This is a genomic window from Streptomyces toyocaensis, assembly GCF_000725125.1.
Classification (GTDB): domain Bacteria; phylum Actinomycetota; class Actinomycetes; order Streptomycetales; family Streptomycetaceae; genus Streptomyces; species Streptomyces toyocaensis.
In genome coordinates this window covers 18,892-45,624 of sequence record NZ_JFCB01000017.1, presented here as the reverse complement: position 1 = coordinate 45,624, position 26,733 = coordinate 18,892, and the positions used below count along the sequence as shown (strand labels likewise).

25 protein-coding genes and 2 pseudogenes are annotated in these 26,733 nt (G+C 70.6%); 14 read left to right on the top strand and 13 right to left on the bottom strand.

Annotated elements, in window-relative coordinates; translation table 11 throughout:
• Nucleotides 1–47 precede the first annotated feature (47 nt).
• Nucleotides 48–917, bottom strand: coding sequence for a DUF6308 family protein (locus BU52_RS37165; protein WP_362264869.1), 870 nt, complete (start codon nucleotides 915–917; stop codon nucleotides 48–50).
• Nucleotides 918–925: 8 nt separating this feature from the next.
• Nucleotides 926–1,339 (bottom strand): winged helix-turn-helix transcriptional regulator, encoded by a 414-nt coding sequence (locus BU52_RS19045; protein ID WP_078903323.1) that lies wholly within the window; start codon nucleotides 1,337–1,339, stop codon nucleotides 926–928.
• Between the two features lie 62 nt (nucleotides 1,340–1,401).
• Between BU52_RS19045 and BU52_RS19040 the strand changes: the two genes are divergently transcribed.
• A complete protein-coding gene (locus BU52_RS19040) occupies nucleotides 1,402–1,821 on the top strand; it encodes a YybH family protein (protein ID WP_037935909.1) in 420 nt (139 codons plus the stop codon).
• Between the two features lie 69 nt (nucleotides 1,822–1,890).
• Here BU52_RS19040 and BU52_RS19035 read toward each other — a convergent pair whose 3' ends face one another.
• The 5 genes from BU52_RS19035 to BU52_RS19020 all read right to left on the bottom strand — a co-directional run bounded on the left by BU52_RS19035 (nucleotide 1,891) and on the right by BU52_RS19020 (nucleotide 5,717).
• A complete protein-coding gene (locus BU52_RS19035) occupies nucleotides 1,891–2,595 on the bottom strand; it encodes a phosphotransferase (protein WP_235216379.1) in 705 nt (234 codons plus the stop codon).
• 187 nt (nucleotides 2,596–2,782) lie between these two features.
• Nucleotides 2,783–3,679, bottom strand: coding sequence for an aldo/keto reductase (locus BU52_RS19030; protein ID WP_037935908.1), 897 nt, complete (start codon nucleotides 3,677–3,679; stop codon nucleotides 2,783–2,785).
• Nucleotides 3,676–4,860, bottom strand: coding sequence for a cupin domain-containing protein (locus BU52_RS19025; protein ID WP_037935907.1), 1,185 nt, complete (start codon nucleotides 4,858–4,860; stop codon nucleotides 3,676–3,678). Before BU52_RS19025 ends, BU52_RS19030 begins: the two co-directional genes overlap by 4 nt.
• Nucleotides 4,861–4,875: 15 nt before the next feature.
• Nucleotides 4,876–5,019: a hypothetical protein gene (locus BU52_RS35705; RefSeq protein ID WP_167343528.1), complete on the bottom strand. Its 144-nt coding sequence runs from the start codon at nucleotides 5,017–5,019 to the stop codon at nucleotides 4,876–4,878.
• A 152-nt stretch (nucleotides 5,020–5,171) separates the two neighbouring features.
• Nucleotides 5,172–5,717, bottom strand: a complete 546-nt coding sequence (locus BU52_RS19020; RefSeq protein WP_051858380.1) for an ATP-binding protein — start codon at nucleotides 5,715–5,717, stop codon at nucleotides 5,172–5,174.
• A gap of 177 nt (nucleotides 5,718–5,894) precedes the next feature.
• Between BU52_RS19020 and BU52_RS19015 the strand changes: the two genes are divergently transcribed.
• Both BU52_RS19015 and BU52_RS19010 read left to right on the top strand, forming a co-directional pair.
• A complete protein-coding gene (locus tag BU52_RS19015; RefSeq protein ID WP_037935905.1) occupies nucleotides 5,895–7,061 on the top strand; it encodes a helix-turn-helix transcriptional regulator in 1,167 nt (388 codons plus the stop codon).
• A 20-nt stretch (nucleotides 7,062–7,081) separates the two neighbouring features.
• Nucleotides 7,082–7,807 (top strand): 5-formyltetrahydrofolate cyclo-ligase, encoded by a 726-nt coding sequence (locus BU52_RS19010; RefSeq protein WP_037935904.1) that lies wholly within the window; start codon nucleotides 7,082–7,084, stop codon nucleotides 7,805–7,807.
• 110 nt (nucleotides 7,808–7,917) lie between these two features.
• On the opposite strand, the pseudogene BU52_RS37285 reads toward BU52_RS19010, so the two are convergent.
• Nucleotides 7,918–8,741: pseudogene (locus BU52_RS37285) on the bottom strand (IS481 family transposase); the annotation flags it as partial.
• A gap of 570 nt (nucleotides 8,742–9,311) precedes the next feature.
• Between BU52_RS37285 and BU52_RS19000 the strand changes: the two are divergent.
• Nucleotides 9,312–10,676 carry a hypothetical protein gene (locus BU52_RS19000; protein ID WP_037935903.1) on the top strand — a complete coding sequence of 455 codons (1,365 nt, stop codon included), beginning with the start codon at nucleotides 9,312–9,314 and terminating at the stop codon, nucleotides 10,674–10,676.
• Nucleotides 10,677–10,785: 109 nt separating this feature from the next.
• Here the strand turns inward: BU52_RS19000 and BU52_RS18995 are convergent.
• Together BU52_RS18995 and BU52_RS18990 are read right to left on the bottom strand one after the other, a co-directional pair.
• Nucleotides 10,786–10,956: pseudogene (locus BU52_RS18995) on the bottom strand (tyrosine-type recombinase/integrase); the annotation flags it as partial.
• Between the two features lie 760 nt (nucleotides 10,957–11,716).
• Nucleotides 11,717–13,144 carry an MFS transporter gene (locus tag BU52_RS18990; protein WP_037935901.1) on the bottom strand — a complete coding sequence of 476 codons (1,428 nt, stop codon included), beginning with the start codon at nucleotides 13,142–13,144 and terminating at the stop codon, nucleotides 11,717–11,719.
• 230 nt (nucleotides 13,145–13,374) lie between these two features.
• On the opposite strand from BU52_RS18990, the gene BU52_RS18985 reads away from it, so the two are divergent.
• On the top strand, nucleotides 13,375–14,286 hold the full coding sequence (locus tag BU52_RS18985; RefSeq protein ID WP_037935900.1) for a helix-turn-helix transcriptional regulator: 912 nt from the start codon (nucleotides 13,375–13,377) through the stop codon (nucleotides 14,284–14,286).
• Nucleotides 14,287–14,304: 18 nt separating this feature from the next.
• Here the strand turns inward: BU52_RS18985 and BU52_RS18980 are convergent, their stop codons facing one another.
• Nucleotides 14,305–15,153, bottom strand: a complete 849-nt coding sequence (locus BU52_RS18980; RefSeq protein WP_037935899.1) for a class I SAM-dependent methyltransferase — start codon at nucleotides 15,151–15,153, stop codon at nucleotides 14,305–14,307.
• Between the two features lie 309 nt (nucleotides 15,154–15,462).
• On the opposite strand from BU52_RS18980, the gene BU52_RS18975 reads away from it, so the two are divergent.
• Nucleotides 15,463–17,232 carry a beta-ketoacyl-[acyl-carrier-protein] synthase family protein gene (locus BU52_RS18975; RefSeq protein WP_037935898.1) on the top strand — a complete coding sequence of 590 codons (1,770 nt, stop codon included), beginning with the start codon at nucleotides 15,463–15,465 and terminating at the stop codon, nucleotides 17,230–17,232.
• A gap of 267 nt (nucleotides 17,233–17,499) precedes the next feature.
• Here BU52_RS18975 and ku read toward each other — a convergent pair whose 3' ends face one another.
• Nucleotides 17,500–18,504 (bottom strand): non-homologous end joining protein Ku, encoded by a 1,005-nt coding sequence (gene ku, locus BU52_RS18970; protein WP_456154827.1) that lies wholly within the window; start codon nucleotides 18,502–18,504, stop codon nucleotides 17,500–17,502.
• A 73-nt stretch (nucleotides 18,505–18,577) separates the two neighbouring features.
• Between ku and ligD the strand changes: the two genes are divergently transcribed.
• Complete coding sequence (gene ligD, locus BU52_RS18965) at nucleotides 18,578–19,459, top strand: non-homologous end-joining DNA ligase (protein WP_037935894.1); 882 nt, start codon at nucleotides 18,578–18,580, stop codon at nucleotides 19,457–19,459.
• Nucleotides 19,460–19,469: 10 nt separating this feature from the next.
• On the opposite strand, the gene BU52_RS18960 is transcribed toward ligD, so the two are convergent.
• A complete protein-coding gene (locus tag BU52_RS18960) occupies nucleotides 19,470–20,273 on the bottom strand; it encodes a nuclease-related domain-containing protein (protein ID WP_037935893.1) in 804 nt (267 codons plus the stop codon).
• 98 nt (nucleotides 20,274–20,371) lie between these two features.
• On the opposite strand from BU52_RS18960, the gene BU52_RS18955 reads away from it, so the two are divergent.
• From BU52_RS18955 to BU52_RS18925, 7 genes are all read left to right on the top strand, one after another.
• The gene (locus tag BU52_RS18955; protein ID WP_037935891.1) at nucleotides 20,372–20,878 is read left to right on the top strand and encodes a protein-tyrosine phosphatase family protein; all 507 of its coding nucleotides are present in this window, start codon (nucleotides 20,372–20,374) and stop codon (nucleotides 20,876–20,878) included.
• A 139-nt stretch (nucleotides 20,879–21,017) separates the two neighbouring features.
• A complete protein-coding gene (locus tag BU52_RS18950) occupies nucleotides 21,018–21,548 on the top strand; it encodes an SH3 domain-containing protein (RefSeq protein WP_037935888.1) in 531 nt (176 codons plus the stop codon).
• Between the two features lie 43 nt (nucleotides 21,549–21,591).
• Nucleotides 21,592–22,965: an FtsW/RodA/SpoVE family cell cycle protein gene (locus tag BU52_RS18945; RefSeq protein WP_037935887.1), complete on the top strand. Its 1,374-nt coding sequence runs from the start codon at nucleotides 21,592–21,594 to the stop codon at nucleotides 22,963–22,965.
• A complete protein-coding gene (locus BU52_RS18940; RefSeq protein ID WP_037935884.1) occupies nucleotides 22,962–24,419 on the top strand; it encodes a penicillin-binding transpeptidase domain-containing protein in 1,458 nt (485 codons plus the stop codon). Before BU52_RS18945 ends, BU52_RS18940 begins: the two co-directional genes overlap by 4 nt.
• A gap of 251 nt (nucleotides 24,420–24,670) precedes the next feature.
• The gene (locus BU52_RS18935; protein WP_037935883.1) at nucleotides 24,671–25,609 is read left to right on the top strand and encodes an AurF N-oxygenase family protein; all 939 of its coding nucleotides are present in this window, start codon (nucleotides 24,671–24,673) and stop codon (nucleotides 25,607–25,609) included.
• Nucleotides 25,610–25,643: 34 nt separating this feature from the next.
• Nucleotides 25,644–26,297: a TetR/AcrR family transcriptional regulator gene (locus BU52_RS18930; protein WP_037935881.1), complete on the top strand. Its 654-nt coding sequence runs from the start codon at nucleotides 25,644–25,646 to the stop codon at nucleotides 26,295–26,297.
• A gap of 57 nt (nucleotides 26,298–26,354) precedes the next feature.
• Nucleotides 26,355–26,669 (top strand): hypothetical protein, encoded by a 315-nt coding sequence (locus BU52_RS18925; RefSeq protein ID WP_037936063.1) that lies wholly within the window; start codon nucleotides 26,355–26,357, stop codon nucleotides 26,667–26,669.
• The last annotated feature ends 64 nt before the right edge of the window (nucleotides 26,670–26,733 follow it).

The window sequence follows — 26,733 nt, the reverse complement described above, 5'->3', positions numbered from 1 at the left end:
TGCTCTCGCAACGGCGAACATGCCCCTCAAGTGTCAGCAGGGCACCGTCACGCGGCGCATCCGCTGGCCGTGTGTCCCCAAATTATGATGTCTGCCGCTCGAAGAAGGCTGAGAGGCCTCTCGTCAGGCGTACGAATGGGGACGATGAGGTTTTGGATCCAACCCTGATGACGGCGTAGGTCTGCTTGCAGGAGCGGCCACAAGCGCCGAGGGGTGTCCTTGTAGGCTCCGGGAACTGGCTTTTGGCCGAGGTAGAACTGGTAGATGCTGCTGTCGAAAATCGGCACTAGGTTAGGCCGCTTGCGGTGGAGGATCTTGGTGACGGCAACGGCCTTGAAGTCGGGCAGCCCCGTACCTCCGGCTTCACCTGTAGCTACTAGTGCTCGATCGACCAGAGACCAGGGTCCCATCAAAGGATCCAGCGTCACGTCCAAGAAGTCCGCTGTCGCACACGCCTCGTTCGCAAGCACCGCTTCCATGGAATGCAGTACTTCAGCTCCGGGGCCGTCAGGGTGGAACAATGGCACTACCTGCTTGTAGCCGATGCGAACGCTCAGCAGGGCTGGGGCCAGACAGCCCAACTGGCTCAGCCGTTCCGGATCGCCCTGCCAGTCATACGTGCGGAAGGCTCCGGGCCCCCGAGGATCTGTATAGGTCTGCAGGTGCTTCTCCGCACAACCGCGCGGCCTGCGACGATGCCTGGAAGGCAATCCCCCTCCGGAAGCCGTGTGCGCAGGTTCGAATCCTGCCGGGGGCACACTGTGAAAGTGTGTCCAAGGCCCCGTCACCAGCGGAAACGCTGAGAACGGGTCTTCGCGTATATGCAGGCGTGTGCCGCCCGAAGCGGGCGTATGTCGGCGTCCGCGGAAGAGGCGTAGACGGAATATTGGAGCGTCGCCACAGGTGGGACGGCTCATCCGGCCGATCAGTGAACAGGGTTCGTCTCATGGCCACTCTCAGCCCCGCTGTCTCGTCCGGACGCCTCCGCTCCCCAGTCCCACAGAGCCTGAAGGACGGGGCCGAGGCGGTGGCCACTGGGGGTGAGTGCGTAGCGCACTCGCGGCGGCCAGCCCGGTCGACGGTCGCGCTCGACGACTCCGGCCTCGGCGAGCTGTGCCAGGCGATCGGACAGCACCTTGTCCGACAGTGCGGGCAGGACCGCGCGCAGTTCGCTGTATGAGAGGTCGCCACGCAGCAGTTCGCGAACCACCAGCGTCGTCCAGCGGCCGTGCAGGGCCGCCAGCGTGATCTCCACCGGGCACTCGGGGGCGGGTGCGGTGACGTTCGCACGCGGGTCGTCGGGGAGCCCTGCCTGATAACCAACCGTTCGGTGAGTCACGAGATCGCCTCCTAACGTGTGGGCACTTCGATTCTCCCGGCCCGGAAGGATGTCTGTCGATCATGCGAGCCTTGGCCGATCGGCCCGAAGATGTGCCCGCGGTGTTCGCCGAGCGGTTCAACAGCGGCGACGCCGCCGCGTTAGGGCAGGTCTACGAGGACGCCGCAGTGCTGGTGCCGCAGCCGGGAACACCGACGACCGGCCCGGACCTGCACGCCGCAAACGGCCGCCTGCAAAAGTTCGGGGTTCCCATCGTGGTCCGTCCGCGGCATGTGTACCGCAGCGGAGACGTGGCGCTGCTGATAGTCGACTGGGCCATCAGCGGGACCGGTCGGGAGGGGCAGGCCGTGCACGTCGAGGGCACCGCCACCGACATCGCCCGGCTGGGTCCGGACGGCCGTTGGCGGTATGTCATCGACAACCCCTTCGGCACCCGCGCACAGCAACTCCCGACCGAGGACACCGGGGAACCGGCGTCCTGAGCGACCACACCTGGAAAACACCGAGGCCCCCGCGGATGCCAGGGGCCTCGGGCATGGTCACGTGCTCTCTCAGTCGTACTTGCGAAGCAGGACCTCCACGCCGTCGGCCGTCGTCCGGCACCAGACCTCTTTCGCACGTTGCCGCAGAGCGGGAACGAGTTCCACGTTGTCCCCGCGTTCGACGCTCTGCAGAAGTTCGGTGATAACCACCAGCTCCGCGAAGCGACCGTCCTCGCTGTCGAGAAGAATGGAAAGTTCCTGGCGTACCCGCTCTGCGGTCTCCGGCACGCCGATGCTGTAGGCGTGCAGCAGGGCGGCGTCGTAGCCGGCCGGGGCGATGCCCCAGCCCTCCCAGTCCAGAATGCCGAGCTCAGGGCCGGTCAGGTTGGCCCAGTGCAGGTCGCCGTGTGCGGTGGACCACGCGCGTGGCATCGTGGGGACGGGCCCGTCGAGGAAGGCGAGGTACTTCGGCATGGCGCGGTCCAGGTATGCCTGACGTACGGCCGTACGGTCGGTGTGGACCGGCGAGAGACAGGCTAGGGCCGTGCGCAGGTCGCTCCACCAGGCTGCCGTCAGGGACGGTACGGCGGTGACGGGCGCGGGGGTGGGCGAGACGGTTTCACCGACGGCGCGGTCGTACAGCTCTGCCTTGTATGCGTTCTCTCCCTCCGTCCACTGCCGTACGAGATGTAGGCGAGGGCGCGGCACCTGCCGGGGCACCAGCTGTTCGGCGTCTTCCGGTCCCGTCCACAACTTGCCGGCCGCCTTGTCCAACGGGCTGTGAACGATACGCAGCCACCCTGGCCCGTAAGCGCCGGTAACGGGGCGGCCCAGTGTGCGCCCCCTCCACCCCCATGCCTCTCGCGTCTTTCCGCCGGGCGGCTGAGTATCAGGGGCCGCCCCGAGGAAGCCGCACGCCGCGGTATGGGCACTCCGCATACGCGCGGCCACCTCGGGGTCGTCAGGTTCCGAGGACATCGACGACCTTTCTCAGACGATCGGGCGACAAGAGCTCGCGGGCCGCAGCGCCACGGGCATCGGCCCAGTGTGCCGGTGTGCCAGCCGACAGCAGGACATGTGACACCCCCGGAGCCGACAGAGCGACCAAGAGCGCGGCTTGCGCCGGGGACGCCTCGGAATCGATGATGCGCACCAGCTCTTCCGTCATCGCGCCGAGCAGTTCACCGCCTCCGAGCGGAGCCGATGCGAAGACGTCGAGTCCCGCTTCCCGTGCTTCTGCCAGTGCTCCGCGCCCGTCGAGCGCGTCCGCCACCACGGCGAGGTGAATGAGGGAGACCGGGAACTGCACAGCTCGGAAGTGGTGGTCCGGCCCGCCCACGGTTTCGGCGAGTTCCGTGAGTCCAGGGATGGTGAACATGCCGCTCGACAGGCCTGCCCATGTGGCGACGCCATAGCCGCTGATCTCGCCGGCGTCCGCCGCGCCCTCCAGTCCCTCGAATGCCTCGGTCAGCGTCCGCGACAGATCGGTCCGGTCCGTCCGGCCGTGTTCCGGGTTGTGGACGAAGACCAGGTCCGGGGTGCGGCCGAGGCGGGCACGGCTGCGGGCGAGCTGCCAGGCGATGTAGGTATGTGCCAGACAGTGGCCTTGATCGTGGTCGTACGGCAACACCCCGGCGGCCCGCACGGCGCGCCAGTCGGAGTCGGGGACGAAGCCGACCTTGGTCGAGACGCGTACGTGAGGACACGCATCGAGGACCGGTCGCAACGAGGTCTCAGCCGTACCGAACGCGTAGTTCGGTGCTGTGTCGACCCATGACACCCCGGCGTCCACGGCAGCGGCCACCGACTGCGACACGTCACGGCACCGGTACGTCCCGGCAGCGAGCCGGGCGCTCACCCTTCCCGCCTTACGGCCGCGACCTCGCCGTCCACCAGTTCGCTCACGAGTTGCGCCACCTGCCCGACGCGAAGTCCGGCCGCTCGGGCGAGTGTGTCCAGGCGGTGACGGCCACCGTCCACGAGGAGGGACAGCAGGGGTGCGGCCTGCGTGGAGAAGGTCCATTCCTCTCCTCCTGCTGTTAGTACCGCGTTGCCCTCTCTGTCACTGTGCAGCCGGGCGCGAGCGGTCACCAGGTGTACGGCGATAGCGGGGTCGGGCGGCACGCCCTCGACGTACGGGAGTGAGGGCACGAGGCGGGCCCGGTCGGTGGCGTCCCGGATGGCGAGGAAGCGGTCGAGCAGCGTCCCGTTCTCGAATTGCTTCATGACCAGGTCACCGAGGGAGCGGAGGAAGTCCGCCTTCTCTTCCTCGGTCCCGAAGCGTGGCAGGTCGCTGCGCACGGTCGTCTCGCGGCGCAGGTCCTCGGAGAGCCACTGGAGGAGGTCGGCGCCGGTCGTCGTCTGCATGCCGCAGGTGAGGTGGAGGGAGTGGACGCCTTCGGACGCGGCGACCGCGTGCCACCAGCCGCGCGGCAGGTACAGCATGTCCCCCGCGTTGAGAACCAGTTCGGCGAGCGGCTCGTCCAGTGGCGGCTCGGGGACATCCGTGTCCCGGTGCAACGGAGCCTGCCTCGTAGGGCCGTAAATACGCCATCGTTTGGCGCCGTCCAGTTGGAGGACGAGAACGTCGTGGTCATCCCAGTGGACCCCGAAACCTTCCTCGGGCGTCCATGAGGCATAGGCGTTGACCTGGATGCCGGTGCGCAGGTGCCGTTCCAGCACCTGGGCGAGGTGGCCGATGCCCGGGTGCAGCTCGTCGATCGCGTCCAGGACGAGGGTGGCGCCCTCGGCGAGGTGGCGGTGCAGTTCGGCGGGCTTGAGCCGGTGCCACACGGTACTGCGACGAGTGGTGACCGGCACCGAGTAGGCGTGCTGGGGCAGGGTCTCGCCGCTGGCCGAAAGGCGCAGGCGAGGAGGTTCGAGCCGGTGGTGGGTAAGCAGGGCGTTCAGGTCGTCCCAGCCCAGCAGGCCGGTGAAGCGGTCCGGCTCACCTGGAAAGTGGCGGTAGGTGCGGCCGTACACCTGGGCGAGGAAGTCCTCGCCCAGGCGCGCGACCACCGCGGGTACATCGGTGGTCATCGGTTACGGCCCTTCTCAGTCGTTGCCGTCGGAACGACCGGTGGAACCGCCGTCCGAGGGCTGCTCGGCCCGCGAACGGGCGGCGGCGATCCGGCGTCGGGCTACCAGCAGGCCGTGGCCCTCCTGACCACCGCTCGTGGTCATGTTCTGCTCGGACATGGGCGTATCTCCTTCGGTGTTGGCAGAAGCGAGCAGGTCACCTGCTCCCTGGTTGTGGCGCCCCCAGTTGCTCCACCAGCGGTGGAAGGCAGGTCAGGGGCGCCGGCACCTGCCTCGGGACTTGCGCCTCCCAAGTCAGGCGGTCCAATTGGTCAGGTGATGGCAACGGGCGTACGGGAGCCACGGGACACGCGGCTTCTCTGTTCAGCCATGGCAACCAGCCGCTGTGCGTCTCCGCCCCCGAACGAAGAATCCCTTTCGGATGCGGCGGACGACGGACGGGAGGTCGAGGCTGAACAGCCGGCGATCTCGAACCAGACCGCCTTTCCGCCCGTAGTCGGCCGACAGCCCCACGCCTGGGCAAGGCCGTCAACCAACTGCAGTCCGCGCCCGCTCTCCCCATCCAGGCCGGCCGGCACCCACTCCGGGAGGTGACCGCCCTTCGTGTCCTCGGCCTCCAGCCGCACACGGAGCCCGTCCCAGCTCACCGTGACCTGGCAACTCTCCCCCGTGTGCACCACGGCGTTCGCGATCACCTCACCGGCCAGCAACTCCAGCGTCTCAACCGTGCCCTCCACGAGCGGCAAGTCCCAGTCATGGACGATCGCGACAACCCGGCGACGAGCGGACGACACGGCGCCGGTGTCGGACGGGACACGGAAGGACGAGGACTTCGGGGCGGGTGTTCGGAACGTCATTGAGGGCGGACCTTCCTGGCGGTGTGCGTCGGAGTTCCACACAACCGCCCACAACGGACAACGCCCAGAGCACAATGGACGCACCGATGCGGCATCCGTGCGTCACTCCCGTGCCTCACCTGGGAAGTCGCGCAGCCGCAAGTCCGCTGCAGGACAGGCAAAACGGGAGACAGCCTCATGACGCACCATCGCAACGGCCTGGCAGCGCGCCGCCGAACCGTGGGCCTCACCCAAGAGGCCCTCGCCGAGCACATGCAGGTGGACCGTTCCACCATCACCCGCTGGGAATCAGGCCGCACCGCCCCGCAGCCATGGATGCGTCCACGACTGGCCCGCCTTCTGCGCGTCAACGCCGAGTGCCTCAATGACCTGCTGACGGCACAGACACCGCATGGCGCGCAGGGGCTGGACGCCCTTGATTACGCAATCCTTCACCCGGACCGCATCGATCTACTCGCCGTAGCGACACTCCGCACGCGCTTCGACGACTGCGCCGCTCGTTATGACCGTGTGCCTTCAGCCGGCCTCATCGCGGAGGCGGCAGCGCAGCTCAACCGCATCGACCAGCTCGCCGCCGGCTCCTCCCGCGGACGCGTTCAAAGGGAGCTGCACGCTCTGCACGCCGACGCGTGCACCCTCATGGGGCAGTTGATCTGGGACGCCTCCCAGCGCCGCGACCACGCCACCGCGAAGACGTACTACGAACAGAGCGCCGACCTTGCCCGTCACCTGCGGGACACCACTCTCGAAGCCCACGCCTTACTGCGCACCTGCTACGTCGCGCTGTACGGTGCACACGATGCCCGTACCGGTCTCGCGCTCGCGGAACAAGCAGCCGACATCGCCGCCCGCACAAGTCCCGCCCTCGCCGGGCTGGCACTCCTTCACGTTGCCGAAGCACACGCCATGCTGGGATCGACCTCGAACTGCGAACGTGCACTCTCCAGCGCTGAACGTCAACTCGCCCACGTGGAAGCCGGCGACGCCGCCGCCGACCTGGTATCACCCACACAGTTCGGCCGCCTCGCGGGTTCCTGCTACCTCTCCCTCGGTGATCACCGACGCGCTGAAACCTTGCTGACCAGCACGGCGGAGCAGTTACGGGACAGGCGAAAGTCACGCGCGATCGTGCTGGGGAACCTTACGCTCGCCCGTATCCGTCAACGCGACGTCGAGGCGGGGGTGGCCAGCCTCACCGAAGCCATCACCGAGCTGGAGACCACACGGGGAGGCGGAGGCATGAACATCGTCTTCGGAGCTGCCCGCGAACTACGCCCCTGGCGACAGGAACCCCTCGTCGCGGAGGTTCACGACAGACTACTCGGCCTGATGACGGCAGCGTAGAAGAGCGAAGGAGACACCCGGTGGCAGCCAACTCCCTGGACCGCGCCAAGCAGGCGGTACGCACACAGGTCTGGGACGCCCTGACCGCCGCGGACGCCGTCCACGGCCCTTCCGTTCACGGCCGCATCCCCAACTTCAAGGGCGCCGAGGAAGCGGCAGCCCGACTCGCGGCACTCCCTGCCTGGCAGCACGCGAGCGTCGTCAAGGCAGTACCGGACAAGGCCCAACTCCACGTCCGGGCAAGGGCCCTGGAGGAGGGCAAAACCGTCTACATGGCGGTACCGAAACTGGCCACCCTCAAGCCCTTCTACCTCCTCGACCCGGCCGCCCTCACCGTCCCACCCGCCGTGGCCGCAGCCAGCCGCACCGCTGCCGCCATCGCCCCCACCGTCGAGGTCGACGCCCTGCGCCCACTGGACCTGATCATCCTCGGCAGCGTCGCCGTCAACCGCGACGGCGCCCGCATCGGCAAGGGCGCCGGCTACTCCGACATCGAGTTCGCCCTACTCACCGAGGCTGGCCTGGTGACACCGGAAACCGTCGTAGTCACCACCGTCCACCCACTCCAGGTGACCGAAACCCCGATCCCCACCACCGAGCACGACGTCGACGTCGACCTGATCGTGACCCCCGAGGAGACCATCACCTGCCCGAACCCCCATCGACCGTCAGGGGTCGACTGGTCGGCCCTCACGACGGAGAAGATCGCCACGATCCCAGCACTCATGGCTCGGCAGATCTCCTGAAGACCAAAGTGTCAAGCGTAGCCCGGGACCGGACACACCAAGGGTCCCGATGTCGGGTCCCAGGTGATGCCTGACGGTTTGGTATCAGGTGATGTTTGACGGTGGGCCTGGACAACATCGGAAACTTCACGGGGTCTGTGGGCTTTCACGTTACGGACCGGGACGTCGGTCGTGCGGCGGATGACCCGGATCTGGCCGTCCAGATCGACGGTGATCGTCGTGTCCGACACGTGCACGGTCACGGTCTGGCCTGCATAGGGGCGGCCGAGGGACACGGTCTGGCGGCAGACCATGACCGTGCCGACCGCGCTGACCCGCCGCTGCACCCGAACCGGCTCGGCACGGGGCCGTGGCGGCGGCCCGGCCGGCCGCAGACCCCGCAGCCCGAGGACTTCCTCACGGGTCAGCGGGTTGGTCCGCACTCGCACAGTTCCCGTGAGGACGGGTCGAAGAACGACAGCGTCTCGTCGTCGATCTGGATGCCCATCTGGAGGCCGCCGAGGATCCCCGCCGCCAGCACCTGGTGCCCGCCCAGGCCCACCAGGCCGCTGTTGTTCACCACCAGGTCCACCTCGAACGCGACCCCGTCACCGGCCGGAAGCGGCGGTGGTCCGGCCGCGCGACCGCACCGGGCCGCCAGCCGACCCAGATCCGCCACCGACAGATGCGACCGCACCGTCTTGATCCGCGCCCCGGCGATCAGCAGATGGATCACCCACCTCTCGGCCCCGAACGTCACCGTCAGCCCCGAACGGGCCGTCCCGAGCCAGAACTGCTTGCCCGCGACCTGCAGATTCCCACTCGCCGGTACCACCCTCTCGAACTCCACCGGCCCACCCGGCACCACCTCGGGCAGGCCATCCGGCACCGGCGGCACGTCGACCGGTTCAGGCTCCGAGAGAGGTGTCCGCTGCGAAGGCCCCACCGCCAGCACAGTCGTTTCAACCGAGCCCTTGCGCCTTCGACCCGGGATGCTGACGCGCTGTCCCAGCCCAGCACCACCGCTGCCCGCCGGGCACCGAGCCCGTCGGCTCCCGCCTCCGCGGCAGCGGTCATCAACACCTGGTAGTCCACCGACAGCACGTCGACTCCGGGCGCGTCCTGGTGGTGAGGCACCGCCCGCCGCGGCCCCACCGGCTTCTTCTGCGACACCCCATCGGCCACCACGGCGGGCGCATCCGTCTCGGCCAGCGCCTCCAGATACTGCTCCAGGCCAATCACTCGGCACCGGAGCATTTCTTCTGCCTCCGCCAGAGCCGGCCGCACCCGGTCCAGCTCGGCCTCGAGTTCCTCCACACGCACCGCCGCGGCCTTCCGTCGCACTTCCAGAACCGCTCGCATCGACGGCACCCGCCACCCCACGACATCTCGGCCAGCAATGGAGCGAGACTCCCGCTGCAACCGTGACCTCATGCCTGACCAGTAGAAACCACACATGAGGTTCGGAAACAGAACGACCTCTAAGTGCGTCGACAGGTCGGGTGATCACTGCCACGATGCTTTGATGCCCTCTCCCCTCGCGGAGCTGTGGTTTCGCGGCGTCGCCGCCAACTCAGTTGCGTCGTCCGACGTTTTGTTACGCCTGCTGCACGCAGCTGCACGCGCAGCCTGGAAGGTCCTGTGCCAGGAGCGACCCCTTCCCGCGGACGTAGTCGACGCGGTGATCGCACATCCCGAGCAGTCTGTCCGCCGGGCCTTCGCCCGCAATCGCTACGCCACCCCGGCGCAGCGGAGCCGACTGCTCGATGACCCCAACGCTCTCGTACGCGCTGACCTCGCCTCCGGCCCCCACCCACGGCTGGGGCGAGTTGCGGCGCTCCCCGACGACGTCATCGAAACCCTGCTTACCAGGCAGGACACCTCTGATCACGGTCAGCTGGTCGCGGCTGACGAGATCAGCCAGGAGCTGGCGTTCTCCGGACAGATACCCATGTCCTTCTACCGTGAGATGTGGGCTCACAAGAACCCCGAACCACGGAAGCAGGGAGCCAGCTGGTGGCTCTGGCTCACCGCCGAGCAACGCAATGCCCTACTGGCCGATCCGGACCCTGCCGTACGCGACGCCGCGCGCAAGCACAGCCTGATCCTGGACCCAGCGGCCATGGAGGCCGACCTGCCGGAAGCCGACTGCCACCACCGGTCGCTCCTGCTCGTCAACTACGCCGTCTCCCGCACCGTGGCCGAAGCGTGCCTCGCCGATGGACGGGACCTATGGTCCCTGGACGACACCGTGCGAACCCGGGCACTGGTGCACCCCCTGCCACGCACCTGGGCCGAGCGTCAGGCCCTTGACCGGGTCGTCGGCCGCACCGCAGAGGACATCGGGCCGGTTGGTGAGATGCAAGTGGAGCCGGACACCGATTGGTACAGCGCATGCGCCATATCCACGCAATCCCTGCTCCGCCGAGTCGCCGCGACTTGCCCGAGGCTTCCTCGGCAACTGGTGCATCGCCTGGCTGACGACCCCGACCCACAGGTCCGGTACCTGATCGCGTACAACCACCCGCTCGCGCCGCCCAGAACCGTGCTCGACGCCTTCATCGCCACTCCGCGGCAGCGCCCGTATCTCCTGACGCTGCCCCATCTGCCGCGCACCGGTCTGCAGCATCTCCTCGACTATGAGGATCCGGATGTGCGCAGATTGGCAGCCGCCGACCTCACACTGGACCGACCACCCATCCACCTGCTCACCGACACCGACGTACGTCGAGCCGCCGCCGGAAACCCGCTCCTGCCTCTAGATCTGATCGCGACGCTTCTGGACGACCCTGAAACCGCGGAAGGAGCGACGACCAACCCGAGCCTGTCCGCCGAACGCCTCCACGAACTACTCGACCGCACCGATCTGCCCCACACCGCCACAGAGTGAACCGACGCGTCGATCTTGTCTCACGCGACCCAACGGCATTCACGCACGGCTCCGTGAAGCAGTAGACCCCTGGAGAAGACTCCAGGGGCCTCGGTCCGGTGGCAGGGGGTCACTCGTACTCGCGGAGCAGGTCCTCGATGCGTCGGTCGGCGACACCCTGCCGTCCGTCGGGGCACTTCGCGTAGCGGATCAGCAGGACCTCAACGCTGTTGCCGGCGCGTTTGGCAACCTCGGTGGGGTCGGCTCCGGCATTGAGCCACGTCGACAGGTACGAACTGCGCCCCCTCATCGTCAAAGGGACTGGCCAGGAGACTTCACATCCGTGCACTCGCAGACGGGCATCCCGACGTCGCACACAAGCTGACCTACGTCTTCGACGCAGCGCAGTGCGCCGATTGCTACGCATCTTCAGCGTGGAGGAAGCCATCGCCACCCGATGGGGGTCGTGAGACGCACACACCAGTCGCGCCTGTGAGCCGGAGGTCCGGGCTTCGTGGTCATGACACGGCCTTCGCGCTGCGACCAGGCCGCGCGAAGGCTGTGAGGGCAAAAACAGTCCCCGGTAGTACTGCACGTGTCCTGGAGCTTCAGTCGTCACTGTCACTCCGGTATCGCGCCGGCTTGCCGGGGGCCTACACCACATCCTGTCCCAGCCACTCCGCCGACTAGACGTCCTCGTCGACTTTGTGACTCTTTCGGTGTTGTGGCTTATGAACCAGATTAGGCGCTATATGCACCGAGTCAATGGGTTCGGGGTGAGATTCTTGAGTTCGGAGATCGTCCTGGCGACCTCGCCGGCGAAGGGCTGGCCGAGGCCGTCCTGCGGGACCGCCGCAGTGACCGGCTGGATCACTCTGTCCGTCCTCGGATCGACCGCCCGGCGCCGGAGTGGCGCTCCAACCACCTCGTCGTCTAACCGGTCACCGAGCCGATCGCCCGGCACGCTTCCGCGCTCCCTTCCGACGGCCGGCGTTCACGGCCAGGCGTACGCCCTCGACACCGCGACCGGTCCCGTCACGGTGGCTCCAGCCGGTCGCTCCTCAGCGCGTGCCCGGTCGGCTCCCGCGCAGGAACACGGCGCTGGTGAGGGTGCCGAGGAGGACTATGGCCGCGTTCACCGTGATCGCTGTCTTGAGGCCGCCCAGGACCGCCGCGGTTCCCGTGCCGGTCATCGCGGCGGTGGCTACTGCGCTCATGATCGGTGTGCCCATGGTGATGCCGATCTGCTGGGTCATGGTGGCGAGGCCGGTGGCCAGGCCCTGTTCGTGGTCGGCGAGGCCGGAGGTCGCGGTGACCATGAAGGCGACGATGACCAGCATGTTGCCGATACCGCCGGTGAAGGTGGCGAGAAGCAGCAGCCACAGCCAGGAGCGGGTGTCGCCGAGGCCGAGCAGGGACGCGGTGGACACGGTCTGGAGGAGGCCTCCGGTGATCAGTGTGCGCCGGGTGCCGAGCCTTCCGATGACCTTCGGGGCCGTGCTGCCGCCGATGACGGTGCCGATGCCGAGCACGCCGAAGGACAGGCCGGCGGCGAGCGGTGAGAAGCCGAGCACTTCCTGGAGGTAGAGGGTCAGCAGGAAGACCAGGGAGGTCTCGGTGAGGAACGCGATCAGGCCGGCGACGTTGCCCCAGGCCACCGACCGCTTGTTCAGCACGCCGAGGGGGACCAGCGGTGCGGGTGCCCTGCGCTCCACGGCGTGGAACGCGAGCAGCAGCGCGAGGCCCGCGGTCAGCGGAAGCAGCGCGTCCGGGGAGCCCCAGCCCTTCTCGCCGGCCCGGGTGAGCCCGAGGACGACGGCCAGTAGGCCGAGCGTGACGGTGACGGCGCCCGGGACGTCCAGCTTGGGGTGGTCCTCGCGCCGGGACTCCTTGATGACCGTCGGGGCGACCACCAGGACGGCGAGGGCGACAGGCACGTTGACGAAGAACGCCCAGCGCCAGGACAGCAGGTCGGTCAGCAGGCCGCCGAGAATGGCGCCGGTGGTGAAACCGGCGGACATCAGGGCCCCGTTGAGGCCGAGGGCCCTCTCGCGCAGCGGGCCTTCCGGGAAGGATGTCGTCAGCAGGGAGAGTCCCGCCGGAGTCACAGCGGCGGTGGCCAGGCCCTGGAGGACGCGGGCCGCGATCAGCACCTCCGGGGTCTGTGCCAGCCCGCCGGCCAGCGAGGCGACGCCCAGGACGGCGAGGCCGCCGAGGAACAGCCGGCGGCGGCCGAACAGGTCCGCGATCCGGCCGAAGAGCAGGGTGAAGCCGGCCGCGCAGAGCGCGAACGAGGTGGCGATCCACTGCAGGTGCCCCAAGGGGAAGCCCAGTCCTTCGCCGATCACAGGTAGTGCCACGTTCAGGATGGAGAAGTCCACGGCCAGCATGAACTGGGCCGCGAGGAGCAGCACCAGCACCAGCCGGAGGCGGGGGGTGAGCGCGGCAGGGGTGGTTCGGGCCGCTGGCTCCACTTCGGTGACGGGCATGGCGTCGGGTTCCTTTCCCTCGTGTGTCGTCACGTGCGGTGCGCGTGATCACGTCGCGTGTCGTGACGGGGAAAGGCTCGTCGGCCCGGGGAGGCGCAGCCAGAACCGCGCGTGGCACAGCCAGGGCGAGGCTGGTCATCACAGGACCACCCTCACGGACCCCGAGGGGCAGGCACGGCGGGCATCATGGGACGTCGGCGCCTTCGCGCCCCGGGAACCGGGAGGTATGCATGGACGGCCTGTTGGAGCTGGGGGACTTCCTCAAGTCCCGTCGCGCGTCCCTGCGGCCCGAGGACGTCGGTATCACGGCGCACCCGGCCCGCCGCCGTGTCGCAGGGCTGCGCCGCGAGGAGTTGGCGACGCTCGCGGGTGTCAGCGTCACCCACTACACCCGCCTCGAGCAGGGCCGTGCCACCGGTGTCTCGGACAGTGTGCTGGAGGCGATCGCGCGCACCCTGCGGCTCTCCGAGGACGAGACGGCGCATTTGAAGGACCTGGCCCGCCCGACCACGGCGTCGTCCCGCCGCCCCGCCCCGCCGCGCGCGGAGTACGCCAGCGCCTCGGCGCGGCAGTTGCTGACGGCCATGAGCGGTGTACCGGCCCTCGTGCTGGACCGGCGCAACGACGTCCTCGCGTGGAACCGGATGGGGCACGCGCTGCTGGCCGGGCATCTGCCGGCCGGGAGTCCCGACCGGCCCGCCGCCCGGCCCAATCTGACCCGGATGCTCTTCCTGGACCCCGAGTACCGGCAGTTGTTCCCGGACTGGGAGGCGGAGGCGCACCTCGCGGTGGCCTCCCTTCGGCTGGTCGCCGGGCGTCACCCCGACGACCGTTCCCTGTCCGAGCTCGTGGGGCACATGATCATCAACAGTCAGGAGTTCGCCCGCCGGTGGGCCCGGCATCCGGTGCGCACCTGTACCTCGGGGGTGAAGCATCTGCGTCATCCGCTGGTCGGCGTGATGGACCTCGGCTTCGAGACCCTCGTCATCCCCGGCACGTCCGGGCAGCGCCTGATCGCCTACACGGCCGAGCACGGTTCGCCGTCGGATGCGGCGCTGCGGCTCCTGGGCAGTACGACGACGCCGGCCGCCGAGGAGTACGCGCCGGCCGCCGAGGAGCGTGTGCCCGTGGTGCGGCGCTGACGTGTCGCCGGGTCGGGGTCAGGCCGGCCAGGTGGCGGTCACGAGCCAGTAGCGGGCCGTGAGGTGGACGCCCTTCGCCGTCGTGTAGGTGCGGAAGGCGTCCGCCGCGGCCTGCCGGGCGCGGTCGACGTTCCCGGGCGCGGCGTCGCGTAGCCAGTGGCGCATCGGGCCCCAGCCGAAGAGGAAGTCGGCGGCGTCCGCCGGGTCGGTGCCCCACGCCTGCACCACTTCCAGCGGGTTCACGGTGATCGCGTCGAACCCGGCCCCGGCAAGGACGTGTGTGGTGCGGTCGGGGTCCGCGAACGATGCGGGGCCCGTCTCCGTCTTCTGGGAGAAGTCCGGCAGGGTCACGTGCTCGGCCACGGCGGCGAAGATCACTGACTGGTCCAGTCGGTCGACGGTCTGCGGGCAGACGAAGGCCAGCCGTCCGCCCGGCCGCAGGGCGCGTCCGATGTTGGCGAACGCGGCGACCGGGTCGGCGAAGAACATGATGCCGAAGCGGCTCAGCGCGACGTCGAAGGAGGCTTCCTCAAACGGGTGCACCTGGGCGTCGGCCTGGAGGTGGGTGACGTTGGTGAGGTGTTCGGCGGCGGCGCTCGCGCGGGCCCGTTCCAGCATGGGTGCGGACAGGTCGACGCCGACGGCCCGGCGGGCGGTGCGGGCGGCCAGCCTGGTCAGGCGGCCGTTGCCGCAGCCGATGTCCAGGACGCTGTCCGTGGGCTCGATGCGTGCCGCGTCCAGGAGCGGGGTGTTGGCGGGGTCGTTGAGCGCGTCGTAACGCGCCTGGTGTTCGGCCCAGTGCCGGCCCTCGTAGCCGTTCCACGCCTCGAACTGGTGGGTGTTCACGATCCGGTTGTCATCGGCCATGTGTCCCATGGTGCCGTGCGGGGCGCCTTTCCGGGGCGCGGCGCCCGGTGCGGAAGGGCACGCGGAGCGACTCACGCGGCTGGTGCGGGATCTCGCGGGGCGTTCGTGACGTTTTGCACATCGTTCGTACGTTTGAGTAAGTCCTGCGTGTGGCAGGCGATTTGGTTCATGTGTCTCGCGTCACCTTCATGGTAGAGCGGGGCAAATCGGGCATGTCCGGGGTTCAACAATGGTGGGGCCGCGGTGCGTACAGAACACTCGGAATCGCCCTCAGTACGGCAGTTCGGACCAAAGAGAGTATTTGCGGCCATGACGCACTCCCCCGAGACCCCTGAAGTACCCATACGTCCGCACACGGTGACCGCAGCCGAGGTCGTCCCCGGTGATCTGTTCGCGCTGTCGCGCGAGGACGCGGCGCGGGACAGGTGGCACGTCGTCACGCACACGCTGCCGGAGTCACCGGAGGTGATCCGGGTCACGCTGCGTCCGCCGCTGGGCGGGGTGGACCACGAGGAGGCGCTGCGGCGCGAGCAGCGGGTGGTCGTGGCCGGGCGGCGGCTGGACGTGGCCGCGGTGCCGCGGGTGAGTTCGCCCGCCCTGGACGGCGTGGGGTTCCGCGACGGGGACCGGGTGTGCTTCCTGCGGGCGGTCGATCCGCTGGCCTCGGAGGTGGTGTACGTCCGCCGCTGGGGCGCCTGGCACTGCGACGAGGACCCGGCCGCGGGCCGGGTGACCGACGACGACGTGCGCCGCTGGGCCGCCGGGGCGGACCGGGAGGGCAACGTCGTACGGCACGAACCGCGTCCCGAGCGGGTGGCGGAGGCGGCCGGGGCACGGCGCGTCGTGGTCACCGGGCTCGGTGCCGTCACCCCGCTGGGCGTGGGTACGGGTGAGTTGTGGCAGGGGCTGCTCGAAGGGCGGCACGGCATAAGGGAGTTGACGGACGAGGAGTTCGACGGGCTGCCGGTGCGGGTCGCCGGGACGGTGCCGGTGGACCCGGCCGGGCTGCTGTCCCGCCAGGCGGCGCGGCGGATGAACCGGGCCGCGCAGTTCGCGGTGGTCGCGGCGCGGGAGGCGTGGGCCGATGCCGGGTACGCGGGTGGCGGCACCCGCGAGAGCGGGCTGGACCCGGAGCGGGTCGGGGTGAGCCTCGGCTCCATCCTCGGGGACGCGTCCGTGCTCGTCGGCGGGGACCGGCGGCTGCGGGAGAGGGGGCCGCGCGGTGTCTCACCGCTCACCACCCCGATGACGGTGCCCTCGCAGGCGGCCTCTCAGGTCTCCCTGGACCTGCACATCACCGGTGAGGCGCGCACCGTGACCAGCGCCTGCGCCTCCGGCACCGAGGCGATCGGGCAGGCGGTCGACCGTATCCGGTACGGCCGGGTCGACGTCGCCCTCGCGGGCGGTGCCGAGGCGGTCGTCACGCCCGCGATCATGGCGTCCTTCGCCGCGATGCGGGCGCTGGCCGAGGGTGACCCGGCGGCCGGCTCGCCGTCGCGCCCCTTCGCCAGGGACCGGGACGGGTTCGTCAACGGGGAGGGCGCGGGGGTGCTCGTCCTGGAGTCCGAGGAGCACGCGCGTGCCCGTGGGGCGCGGATCTACTGCGAGGCCGCGGGGTGGGGGCTGTCCGCCGACGCCCATCACGTCGCCGCGCCGGACCCCTCCGGTGACGGCATCGCGCTCGCCCTGCGGCGGGCCGTGCGGGACGCGGGCGGCCGGGTGGCGGACGTGGTGCACGTCAACGCGCACGCCACCGCCACGGTGGACGGTGACCTGGCGGAGGCGCGGGCCCTGCGGGGTGTGCTCGGGGGGCGCGGGGTGCCGGTGACGGCCCTGAAGGGGCATCTGGGGCATCTCCAGGGGGCCGCGGGCGGGGTGGAGGCGGTCGCCGCGGTGCTCACGCTGCACCACGGGGTGGTGCCGCCGACGGTCGGCTGCGCGGAGGTCGACGACGCGATCGGGCTGGACGTGGTGCGTGGCGGGCCACGCGCGCTGCCGGACACCGGTGACCTGGTGCTGAGCAACTCGTTCGGGTTCGGTGGGCACAACGCGGTGCTGGCGCTGAGGCGCGTGGCGTAGGCGAGGAGGGGGGCCTGCGGGGGGATGCCTGCGGCGCAGCGGGCTGTGCGGTGGGGGCGCGCGTAGCGCCTGTGGTCGGTAGGTGGGTCGGGGTCGGGTCGGGGGTGTCCGTCCTCGGACTGGCGCGACCGGGTCGGCCGGTGGAGGTGCGGGGGCTTGTTCGCACCAGCCGCTGCGGGCGCACACCCCCGCCCCGCCCCCTTCCCGCCGTAGGCGCCTGTCCCACGCCCACCGCGCCCCGCACGGCCGGTCCGGCGGCCGGAGGGATCACGCCGAGCGTTTGCGGGACGCCGTCTTCTTCGCCGTGGTCTTCTTCGCGGGCGTCTTCTTCGCCGTCGTCTTCTTCTCGGTCTGGGTCGCCTTCGACGTCGACTTGCGGGTCGAGGACGCCGTCTTCTTCTTCGCCGTCGACGTCGACTTCTTCCCTCCGGTCTCCTTGGGCGTCGAGCGGGAGGACGTCTTGCGCTGCGGGAGGTCCTTGACCTCGGCCTCCTCGCCGCGGGACTCGCGGGCCGCCCGGACGCTGTTCTCCAGCGCCGCCATCAGGTCCAGGACCTTGCCGCCCCGCTCCGGCTCGGGGGCCTCCGGCAGGGCCTCCCCGGAGGCCTTGGCTGCGATGACCTCCTCCACCGCCTCGCGGTACTCGTCGTGCAGGTCCTGCAGGTCGACCTCGCCGAGGGTGTCCATCAGGGCGTCCGCCAGGTCCAGCTCCTTGTCCCGGACGGTGACGCTTGTGTCGGGCGCCACCCCCTCGGGGGCGCGGACCTCGTCCGGCCAGAGCAGGCCGTGCATGGCGATGGCGTCGCCGACCACGCGGAGCATGCCCAGGCGCTCCCGTCCGCGCAGGGCGTACTTCGCGATGGCCACCTTGTTGCTGCGCTTCAGCGCCTCGCGCAAGAGCGTGTAGGGCTTGGCCGCCGGCGCCCCGCCCGCCGCGAGGTAGTACGCCGCGTCCATCTGGAGCGGGTCGATCCGCTCCTCGGGGACGAAGGCGACGATCTCGATCGTCTTCGCGGTGGGGATCGGCAGGCCGGCGAGGTCCTCGTCGGTGATCGGGATGATCGTGCCGTCCGCGTCCTCGTACCCCTTGCCGATCTCCTGGCCGGTGACCTCGCGGTCCTCCAGTTCGCAGAACTTGCGGTACCGGATGCGGCCGCCGTCCTCCGTGTGGATCTGCCGGAAGGAGATCGCGTGGTTCTCTGTGGCGTTCACCAGTTTGATCGGGATGCTGACCAGGCCGAACGAGATCGCGCCGTTCCAGATGGATCTCACGTGCAGCACCTTTCCGGTCGTCCGCCGATCACTGTCGGGGTGTTTGTGCCGGTTTGCGTGGGATTCTCATCTTATGGCGCCCATCACCGAGGTGGAGGGGCGACGGCTCGCGCTCAGCAACCTGGAGAAGGTGCTCTATCCCGCCACCGGCTTCACCAAGGCGGAGGTACTGCACTACTACGCGACCGTCGCCGACGTCCTGCTGCCCCATCTGCGGGACCGGCCGGTGTCGTTCCTGCGGTATCCGGACGGGCCGGACGGCCAGGTGTTCTTCACCAAGAACGTGCCGCCGGGTACGCCCGACTGGGTCACCACCGCCGAGGTGCCGAGGTCCGAGGGGCCGGCCCGGATGGTGCTGGTGCAGGACCTGCCGAGCCTGATGTGGGCGGCGAACCTGGTCGCCGAGTTCCACACGCACCAGTGGCTCGTCGGCGACCCGGGACAGGCCGACCGCATCGTGTTCGACCTGGACCCGGGGGCGCCGGCGACGATCGTGCACTGCTGCGAGGTCGCGCTGTGGCTGCGGGAGCGCCTGGCGGCGGACGGGATCGAGGCGTACGCCAAGACGTCCGGGTCCAAGGGGCTTCATCTGCTGGCGGCGGTACGGGGGGCTTCGTCCGAACGGGTCTCCGAGTACGCCAAGGCGCTGGCCGTGGAGGCGGAGAAGGCCATGCCCCGGCTGGTGCTGCACCGGATGACCAGGAGCCTGCGGCCGGGGAAGGTGTTCGTCGACTGGAGCCAGAACGCGGCCCGGAAGACCACGGCCGCCCCGTACACCCTGCGGGCGCGGGCCGAGCCGCTGGTGTCGGCGCCGGTGACCTGGGACGAGGTCGAGGGGTGCCGGGCGCCGGAACGGATGGCGCTCCGTGCCCCGGACATCGGCCCGCGGGTGCGGGACCACGGTGATCTGCTGGCGCCGCTGCTCGATCCGCGGCACGCGGGTGAGCTGCCGTGAGGGACGCCGCTCACAGCCGGGACCAGGTGTTCCGGTCCCGGGCCATGGCGTGCAGGGCCTCCACGTCGGCCGGTTTCAGGACACCGCCCGCGCGGGTCAGGTCCTCCAGTCCGGCGTCCGTCAGGACGCGCACCTCGTGGGGCGGGTCCACGGTCGTCACGGCCGTCGCGCCGACCAGGACCAGCACGGGGCGGACCTCGGCCGTCAGCGCGTAGGAGGCGCGGTCGGCGTCGGAGCGGACGCGGGGCAGGAGGGGCAGCGGTGCGCGGCGGCCCAGCGCGACCCGGGGGGCGGCGACCGTCACCCGCTGCCTGTGGGCGTACAGGGAGTGGACGGCGTACAGCCCGCCGGGGCCGATCAGCAGGTGGTGGATGCGGTCGCCGCCGGGGAGCGGGACCGAGTGCAGGGTGTGCCAGCCGGCCCCGTCCATGCGGTCCAGGGCCTCGCCCACCGTCCGCTCCGCGGTGAGGGCCCTGCGGCGGGGGTCCGGGCGGAGCCGGTGGGCCGGGCCCGGGTCGCGGTCGAGGGCGATCAGCAGGGCCTCGCCCGGACGGTTCGGCGCGAGGTCGTCGTCGGGGTGCAGGGAGAGGCGTGCCAGCTCGGCGGGGGTGGGGACCGGCGGCGGGCCGACCGAGACCGGGCCGGTGAGGAAGGGGCCCAGCGCGGTGAGCACGTCCTCCTCGTGGTCCTCGCCGAGCAGGTTCACCCTGGCCGTCTCGCGGTCGTACCAGGCGAGGTTCCTGCCGTCCGGGAGGCAGACGTACAGCCTTTCCCGGCCGTTCCGCCAGGTCGGTATGACGCGCAGTCCGTCCATGCACCATCACCCCACGTCCATGGGAACAGGCGGGTGCTCCAGGGGCAAGAAGCCGGTTACCTTGGAGGGACTTGGGCGGTGAGGGTGGGGAGGCGCCGTTGCGTACCCGCGGGAGGCAACCCGACGTACCTGCTCCGGACAGTCCGTGGAACGAGATCGTCCCCGGCCTGTGGATGGGCGGACACGAGTTCCGGGGTGTCTCCGGTCAGCTGGAGTTCGCCGTGGCGAACCGCCAGTTCGATCTTGTCCAGACGCTGCTGCGGCTGCCCGGGCACGGCCCGGACCCCGGGATCGAGCACCAGGTGTGGCCCATCCCCGACGGGCCGCTGGACGGGACGCAGCTCGCGGGCGTGATCCGGCTCGCCGAAGCGGCGTGCGAGGCGCTGGACGGCGGACGCACGGTCCTCGTGCGCTGTTACCACGGGTACAACCGGTCCGGTCTGGTGGTCGCGCACGCGCTGATGTGCCGGGGCCGTACCGCCGAGGCGGCGATCCGGGTGATTCGCTCCCGACGCTCACCCTGGGCGCTGCACAACGGTCTTTTCGTCGACTACCTGCGGGCGGGACTGGCCACGGCGCGGCTGCTGGAGGAGCTGACGGAGTAGCCGCCGGGCGGTGCGTGTACCCCGGAGGGCGGAGCGCCGTCCCCGATGGCTCAGCAGGGCGCGCGGGCGCCGGGGGGCGCTCCTAGTGTGGCGATCACGTCACCTTCGACCGTTCTCTCCCCTACCTGGAGGTACCGCCATGGCTTCGCGTGCCCAGCGCCCCCCTTTCGCCCGCCGACTGCCCATGGCTCTCGCCGCCGGGGCCCTCGCGGTCGCGACCGCCGTCTCCCCCGCCTTCGCCGCCGACGACCCGGGCCAGGGCGACCAGGGGAACTGGAACCAGCAGGGCGGGAACGGCGACGACTACCAGCAGGGAGGCAACGGCGACCAGCAGGGCGGCGGCGGCAACGGCGACTACGACAGCGGCTCGAACCAGCAGGGCGGCGGCGGCAACGGCGACTGGAGCAACCAGGCCGGCGGCAACCACGGGAACCAGGGCCGGTACAAGGGTGTCGTCACGGCGCAGTCACTGGCCCTGCGTTCCGCCCCGAACCGCGGTTCGCAGATCATCCGGTACGCCCACAAGGGCGATGTCGTCTCGATCTTCTGCAAGGTCCCCGGCGACAAGGTGAACGGCAATCCCCTCTGGTACCTCCTCACAGACGGCACCTGGGCCTGGGGTCCGGCCGCGCACATCGACAACATCGGTCCCGCGCCACGCTGGTGCTGATGAGCGAAGCGCACAAGACGCACCATTTGGGTAAGTTCCGGACATGAGCAAGGCCGGTAGCACCCTGGCGACGGCGGATCCGCCCACGCGCGAGCCCTCGCCCACCGTCCGCCCGTCCGGCCGTCGCGGCATCGAACTCACCCTCATCGTCCTGGCCGTCGCACTGTCGGTGTACGGATACTGCGCCGTCGGCCTCGCCAGGAACGGCACCGTCCCGCCCGGCGCCGCCGGCTACGGCGCCGGGCTCGGTGTGCTGGCCCTGGTGGCGCACCTGGCGGTGCGGTGGCGCGCCCCGGGCGCCGACCCGCTGCCGCTGCCGATCGGGGTGCTGCTCAACGGCCTCGGCCTGGTGCTGATCTACCGGCTCGACCTGGAGGCTCCGGGCGAACCGGCCGCCCCCACCCAACTGGTCTGGTCGGCCCTCGGCGTGGCGCTGTTCACCGCGATCGTCCTGGTGCTGCGCGACCACCGGGTGCTCCAGCGCCACACCAACGCCTGCGTCACCGCCGCGCTCGTCCTGCTCACGGTCCCGATCCTCTTCCCGGCGGTCAACGGGGCCCGGATCTGGATCCGGATCGCCGGGTTCTCCATCCAGCCCGGCGAGTTCGCGAAGGTGCTGCTGGCGGTCTTCTTCGCCGCGTACCTCGCCGCGAACCGGAGCGCCCTCACCTACACCGGCCGCCGCGTCCGGTGGCTGCACCTGCCCACCGGACGGGTGCTCGGCCCCATCGTCGCCGTCTGGCTGGTCAGCGTGGGGGTCCTGGTCCTGGAACGGGACCTCGGCACCTCGCTGCTGTTCTTCGGCCTGTTCGTGGTGCTGCTCTACGTCGCCACCGGCCGCACCGGCTGGATCGCCCTCGGCCTGCTGCTGGCCTCCCTGGGCGCGGTGGCCGTGGGCCGGCTGGAGCCGCACGTGCACCACAGGATCGACACCTGGCTGCACCCGTTCGCCTCCATCGAGGCGGGTGAGGGCCCCAGCCAGCTCGCCCAGTCCCTGTTCGCCTTCGCGGAGGGCGGCATCCTCGGCACCGGGCTGGGACGCGGGCACTCCGTGCTCATCGGCTTCGCGGTCAAGTCCGACTTCATCCTGGCGACGGCCGGTGAGGAGCTGGGCCTGGCCGGGCTGTCGGCGATCTTCCTGCTGTACGGGCTGCTGGTGGAGCGCGGCTACCGGGCGGGGCTCGCCCTGCGCGATCCGTTCGGGCGGCTGCTCGCCGTGGGTCTCGCCTCGATCGTGGCGCTCCAGGTGTTCGTGATCGCGGGCGGGGTGACCGGGCTGATCCCGCTGACCGGCATGGCGATGCCGTTCCTGGCGCAGGGCGGTTCCTCGGTGGTGACCAACTGGGCGATCGTGGCGCTGCTGGTCCGGCTGAGCGACTCCGCGCGGCGGCAGGGCGACCAGGGTGCCGTCCGGTGACCCGGCACATCCGGAACGCCGCGCTGTTCTGCGCCCTGCTGCTGGTCGCGCTGCTGGTCAACGTGGCCCGGGTGCAGGTCCTGAACGCCGAGGCCTACCAGGCGAACCCGGCCAACCGCCGGGACACCATCGCCCGCTACCAGCAGCCGCGCGGGGACATCCTGGTCGCCGGCCGCCCGGTCACCGGCTCGCGGGACACCGGGGAGCATCTGCGCCACGAACGGACGTACCGGGACGGGCCGTTGTACGCGCCGGTGACCGGCTTCGCCTCGCAGGAGTACGGCACGACACTGCTGGAGAGCACGGAGGACGGGCTGCTGTCCGGCGCCGCCCCGCTGCTGGCGCCGCTGCCGCTGTGGAACGAGTTCACCCGGTCCCGCACCGCGGGCGGCGACGTGGTGACCACGATCGACCCGGCGGCACAGCGCGCGGCGTACGAGGGGCTGCGCTCGCGCAAGGGGGCGGTGGCGGCCGTGGAGCCCTCGACGGGGAGGATCCTGGCGCTGGTGTCGGTCCCGTCGTACGACCCCGCCCTGCTGTCCGGGAACGGCAGGACGGCGCGGGAGGCCTGGGTGCGGCTGAACGCCGACCCGGACCGGCCGATGCTGAACCGGGCGGTGCAGCGGACGTATCCGCCGGGCTCGACGTTCAAGGTGGTCACGGCGGCCGCGGCGCTGGACGCGGGCGTGGTGGGGAATGTGGACGAGCCGACCGACTCCCCCGACCCGTACACCCTCCCCGGGACGACGACCCGGCTGACCAACGGGGCCGAGGGCTGCGAGGACGCCACCCTGCGGGAGGCGTTCGTGTGGTCGTGCAACACGGTGTTCGCCAAGCTGGGTGTGTCCACGGGCGTGGCACGGATGAAGGCGACGGCCGAGAGCTTCGGTTTCAACGACACGGACGTGCGGATCCCGTTCCGGGTGGCGCCCAGCACCTTCGACACCTCGGTGGACCGGGCGCAGCTCGCGCTGTCGTCGATCGGGCAGTACAACACCCGGGCCACACCGCTGCAGATGGCCATGGTCGCGGCGGCCGTCGCGGGCGGCGGCCAGGTGCGGGAGCCGTATCTGGTGGAGCGGACCACGCGGGCGGGCGGCGCCACCGTGTCGACGGCCGGCTCCCGTCCGGTACGGCGCGCCATGCACCCGGCGACGGCGACGCGGCTGCGGGAGCTGATGCGGGGTGTCGTGCGGGACGGCACCGGCAGGAAGGCCGCGATCCCCGGTGCCGTGGTCGGCGGCAAGACCGGCACCGCGCAGCACGGGCTGGGCAACTCCGGTACGCCGTACGCCTGGTTCATCTCCTGGGCCCAGGGCGGCGGGGACATGGAGGCCGAGGTGGCCGTGGCGGTGGTGGTCGAGGACGCGGCGGCGAACCGGCGGGAGATCAGCGGGGGCGGGACGGCGGCGCCGATCGCCCGGGCGGTGATGGAGGCGGTGCTGAAGCCCTGAGTCCGGCCGCCCACTTGGTGGGACGTGACTGCCGGAGGCCCCGTTTCCCGCCTGCTGTTCGGTACATGAGCGAGGCCGCGTCCCGTCGATCAGCTCCGCGCGGAGGCAGGTTGGTGCGCGCCGTCGACCCGCCCCGTCCGGCGGACCCGGCGTCAGCAAGTTCCGCACAGGGGATTGACGAGCTTGCTGACAGGCAGTCTCATAAAGGGTGACCAGCCGGTAACCCGAGACGCCCATGAGGTGGACCCGCCATGACGACCCTGACCGAAGCGGACGCTCTCGACGGCCTGCGGGACGCGCTCGGGCTGCTCAAGGACCGGGAGCAGGTCGCACAGCGGCTGCTCGACTCCTCCGCCAAGCACTCCTTCGATCCCGACGAGGAGCTCGACTGGGAGGCGCCCTTCGAGGAGGGCAAGTGGTTCTGGCCGCCGGAGCTGGTGTCGCTGTACGACACCCCGCTGTGGAAGCGGATGAGCGAGGAGCAGCGCATCCTGCTCTCCCGGCACGAGGCCGCCGCGCTGGCCTCGCTCGGCATCTGGTTCGAGCTGATCCTGATGCAGCTGCTCGTCCGGCACATCTACGACAAGGCCGCCACGAGCGCGCACGTGCGCTACGCCCTCACCGAGATCGAGGACGAGTGCCGGCACTCGAAGATGTTCGCCCGGGTGATCAGCCGGAGCGGCACCCCCTATTACCCGGTGAGCCGGGTCCACCAGAACCTGGGACGGCTGTTCAAGACGATCTCCACCACGCCCGGCTCCTTCACGGCGACCCTGCTCGGCGAGGAGGTCCTGGACTGGATGCAGCGGCTGACCTTCCCGGACGAGCGGGTCCAGCCGCTGATCCGGGGCGTCACGCGCATCCATGTCGTCGAGGAGGCACGGCACGTGCGCTACGCCCGCGAGGAGCTGCGGCGCCAGATGGTGACCGCCCCGAAGTGGTCGCAGGAGTTCACCCGCGTCACCTCCGGGGAGTTCGCCCGGGTGTTCTCGGTGGCCTTCGTGAACCCCGAGGTGTACACCAACGTCGGTCTCGACCGGCGGGAGGCGGTCGCCCAGGTCAGGGCGAGCGCGCACCGGCGGGACGTGATGCAGCAGGGGTCGAGGCGCCTCACCGACTTCCTCGACGACATCGGCGTGCTGCGCGGGGTCGGACGGCGGCTGTGGAAGTCCTCGGGGCTGCTGGCGTAGGCGGGCCCGCCGGGCGGGCGGTTACCCTGCGGGCATGACCCCGCAGGCCCCCACCCCCGCCTACCGGCGGCTCAGTGTCGAGGAACGCCGCAGCCAGCTGCTCGAGGCCGCGCTGTCCCTCTTCGCCCACAGCGCCCCGGAGGACGTGTCCCTGGACGACGTGGCGGAGGCGGCCGGCGTGTCACGGCCGCTGGTCTACCGGTACTTCCCGGGCGGCAAGCAGCAGCTGTACGAGGCGGCCCTGATGTCCGCCGCCGACGAACTGCGCCACTGCTTCGACGAGCCGCACGAGGGACCGCTGCTGCCCCGGCTGTCCCGGGCCCTCGACCGCTACCTCGCCTTCGTGGACCAGCACGACACCGGCTTCAGCGCGCTGCTGCAGGGCGGCAGCGTCGTGGAGACCTCCCGTACGACCGCCATCGTGGACGGGGTGCGCCGGGCCGCGGCCGAGCACATCCTCAGTCACCTGCACGTCGACGAGCCCGGCCCCCGCCTCCGGATGACCATACGGATGTGGATCACCGCCGTGGAGGCGGCCTCGCTGATCTGGCTCGACGAGGGCAAGCAGCCGCCTCCGGAGGAACTGCGGGACTGGCTCGTCGAGCAGTTCGTGGCGGTGCTGGCGGTGACCGCGCGGCGCGACGCGCAGACCGATGAGCTGGTGCGGGTGCTGGCCACGGACCTCTGACGGGCCGGGCGGGGTGCGCCGCGGCCGGCTGCGCGCGCGATGGCCGAGACTGGTGAGGTGAAGAGTCAGGACACCCCCTTCGAGGGCGGGCCCATGGACGGGCGCGTCCTGCCCGTGCTGCTGGGCATCACCGGGCACCCGCCCAAGACGTACCGCATCCCCGTCCCGGCCCCGGACGGCGGCCCGCCCACCGTGCTGGTCTACCGGCGGGTGCCCCGGGGGCAGAGCTCGCGGACCGGGCTGACCCGGGGGTGGAAGTACCTCCACGACCCGACGGGGCAGGCCGGCCGCCGGCCGAGGTGGCCGTGGTCGAAGCCCGCGCCCGGGCCGGACGCCACGCCGGAGGGCAAGCCGGACGACACCGGCGGGTGACCCCGTTGCGCCGAACCGCGCACACTCGGCGAGCGGACCGCGCGCACCCGCCCGATGCTCGCGA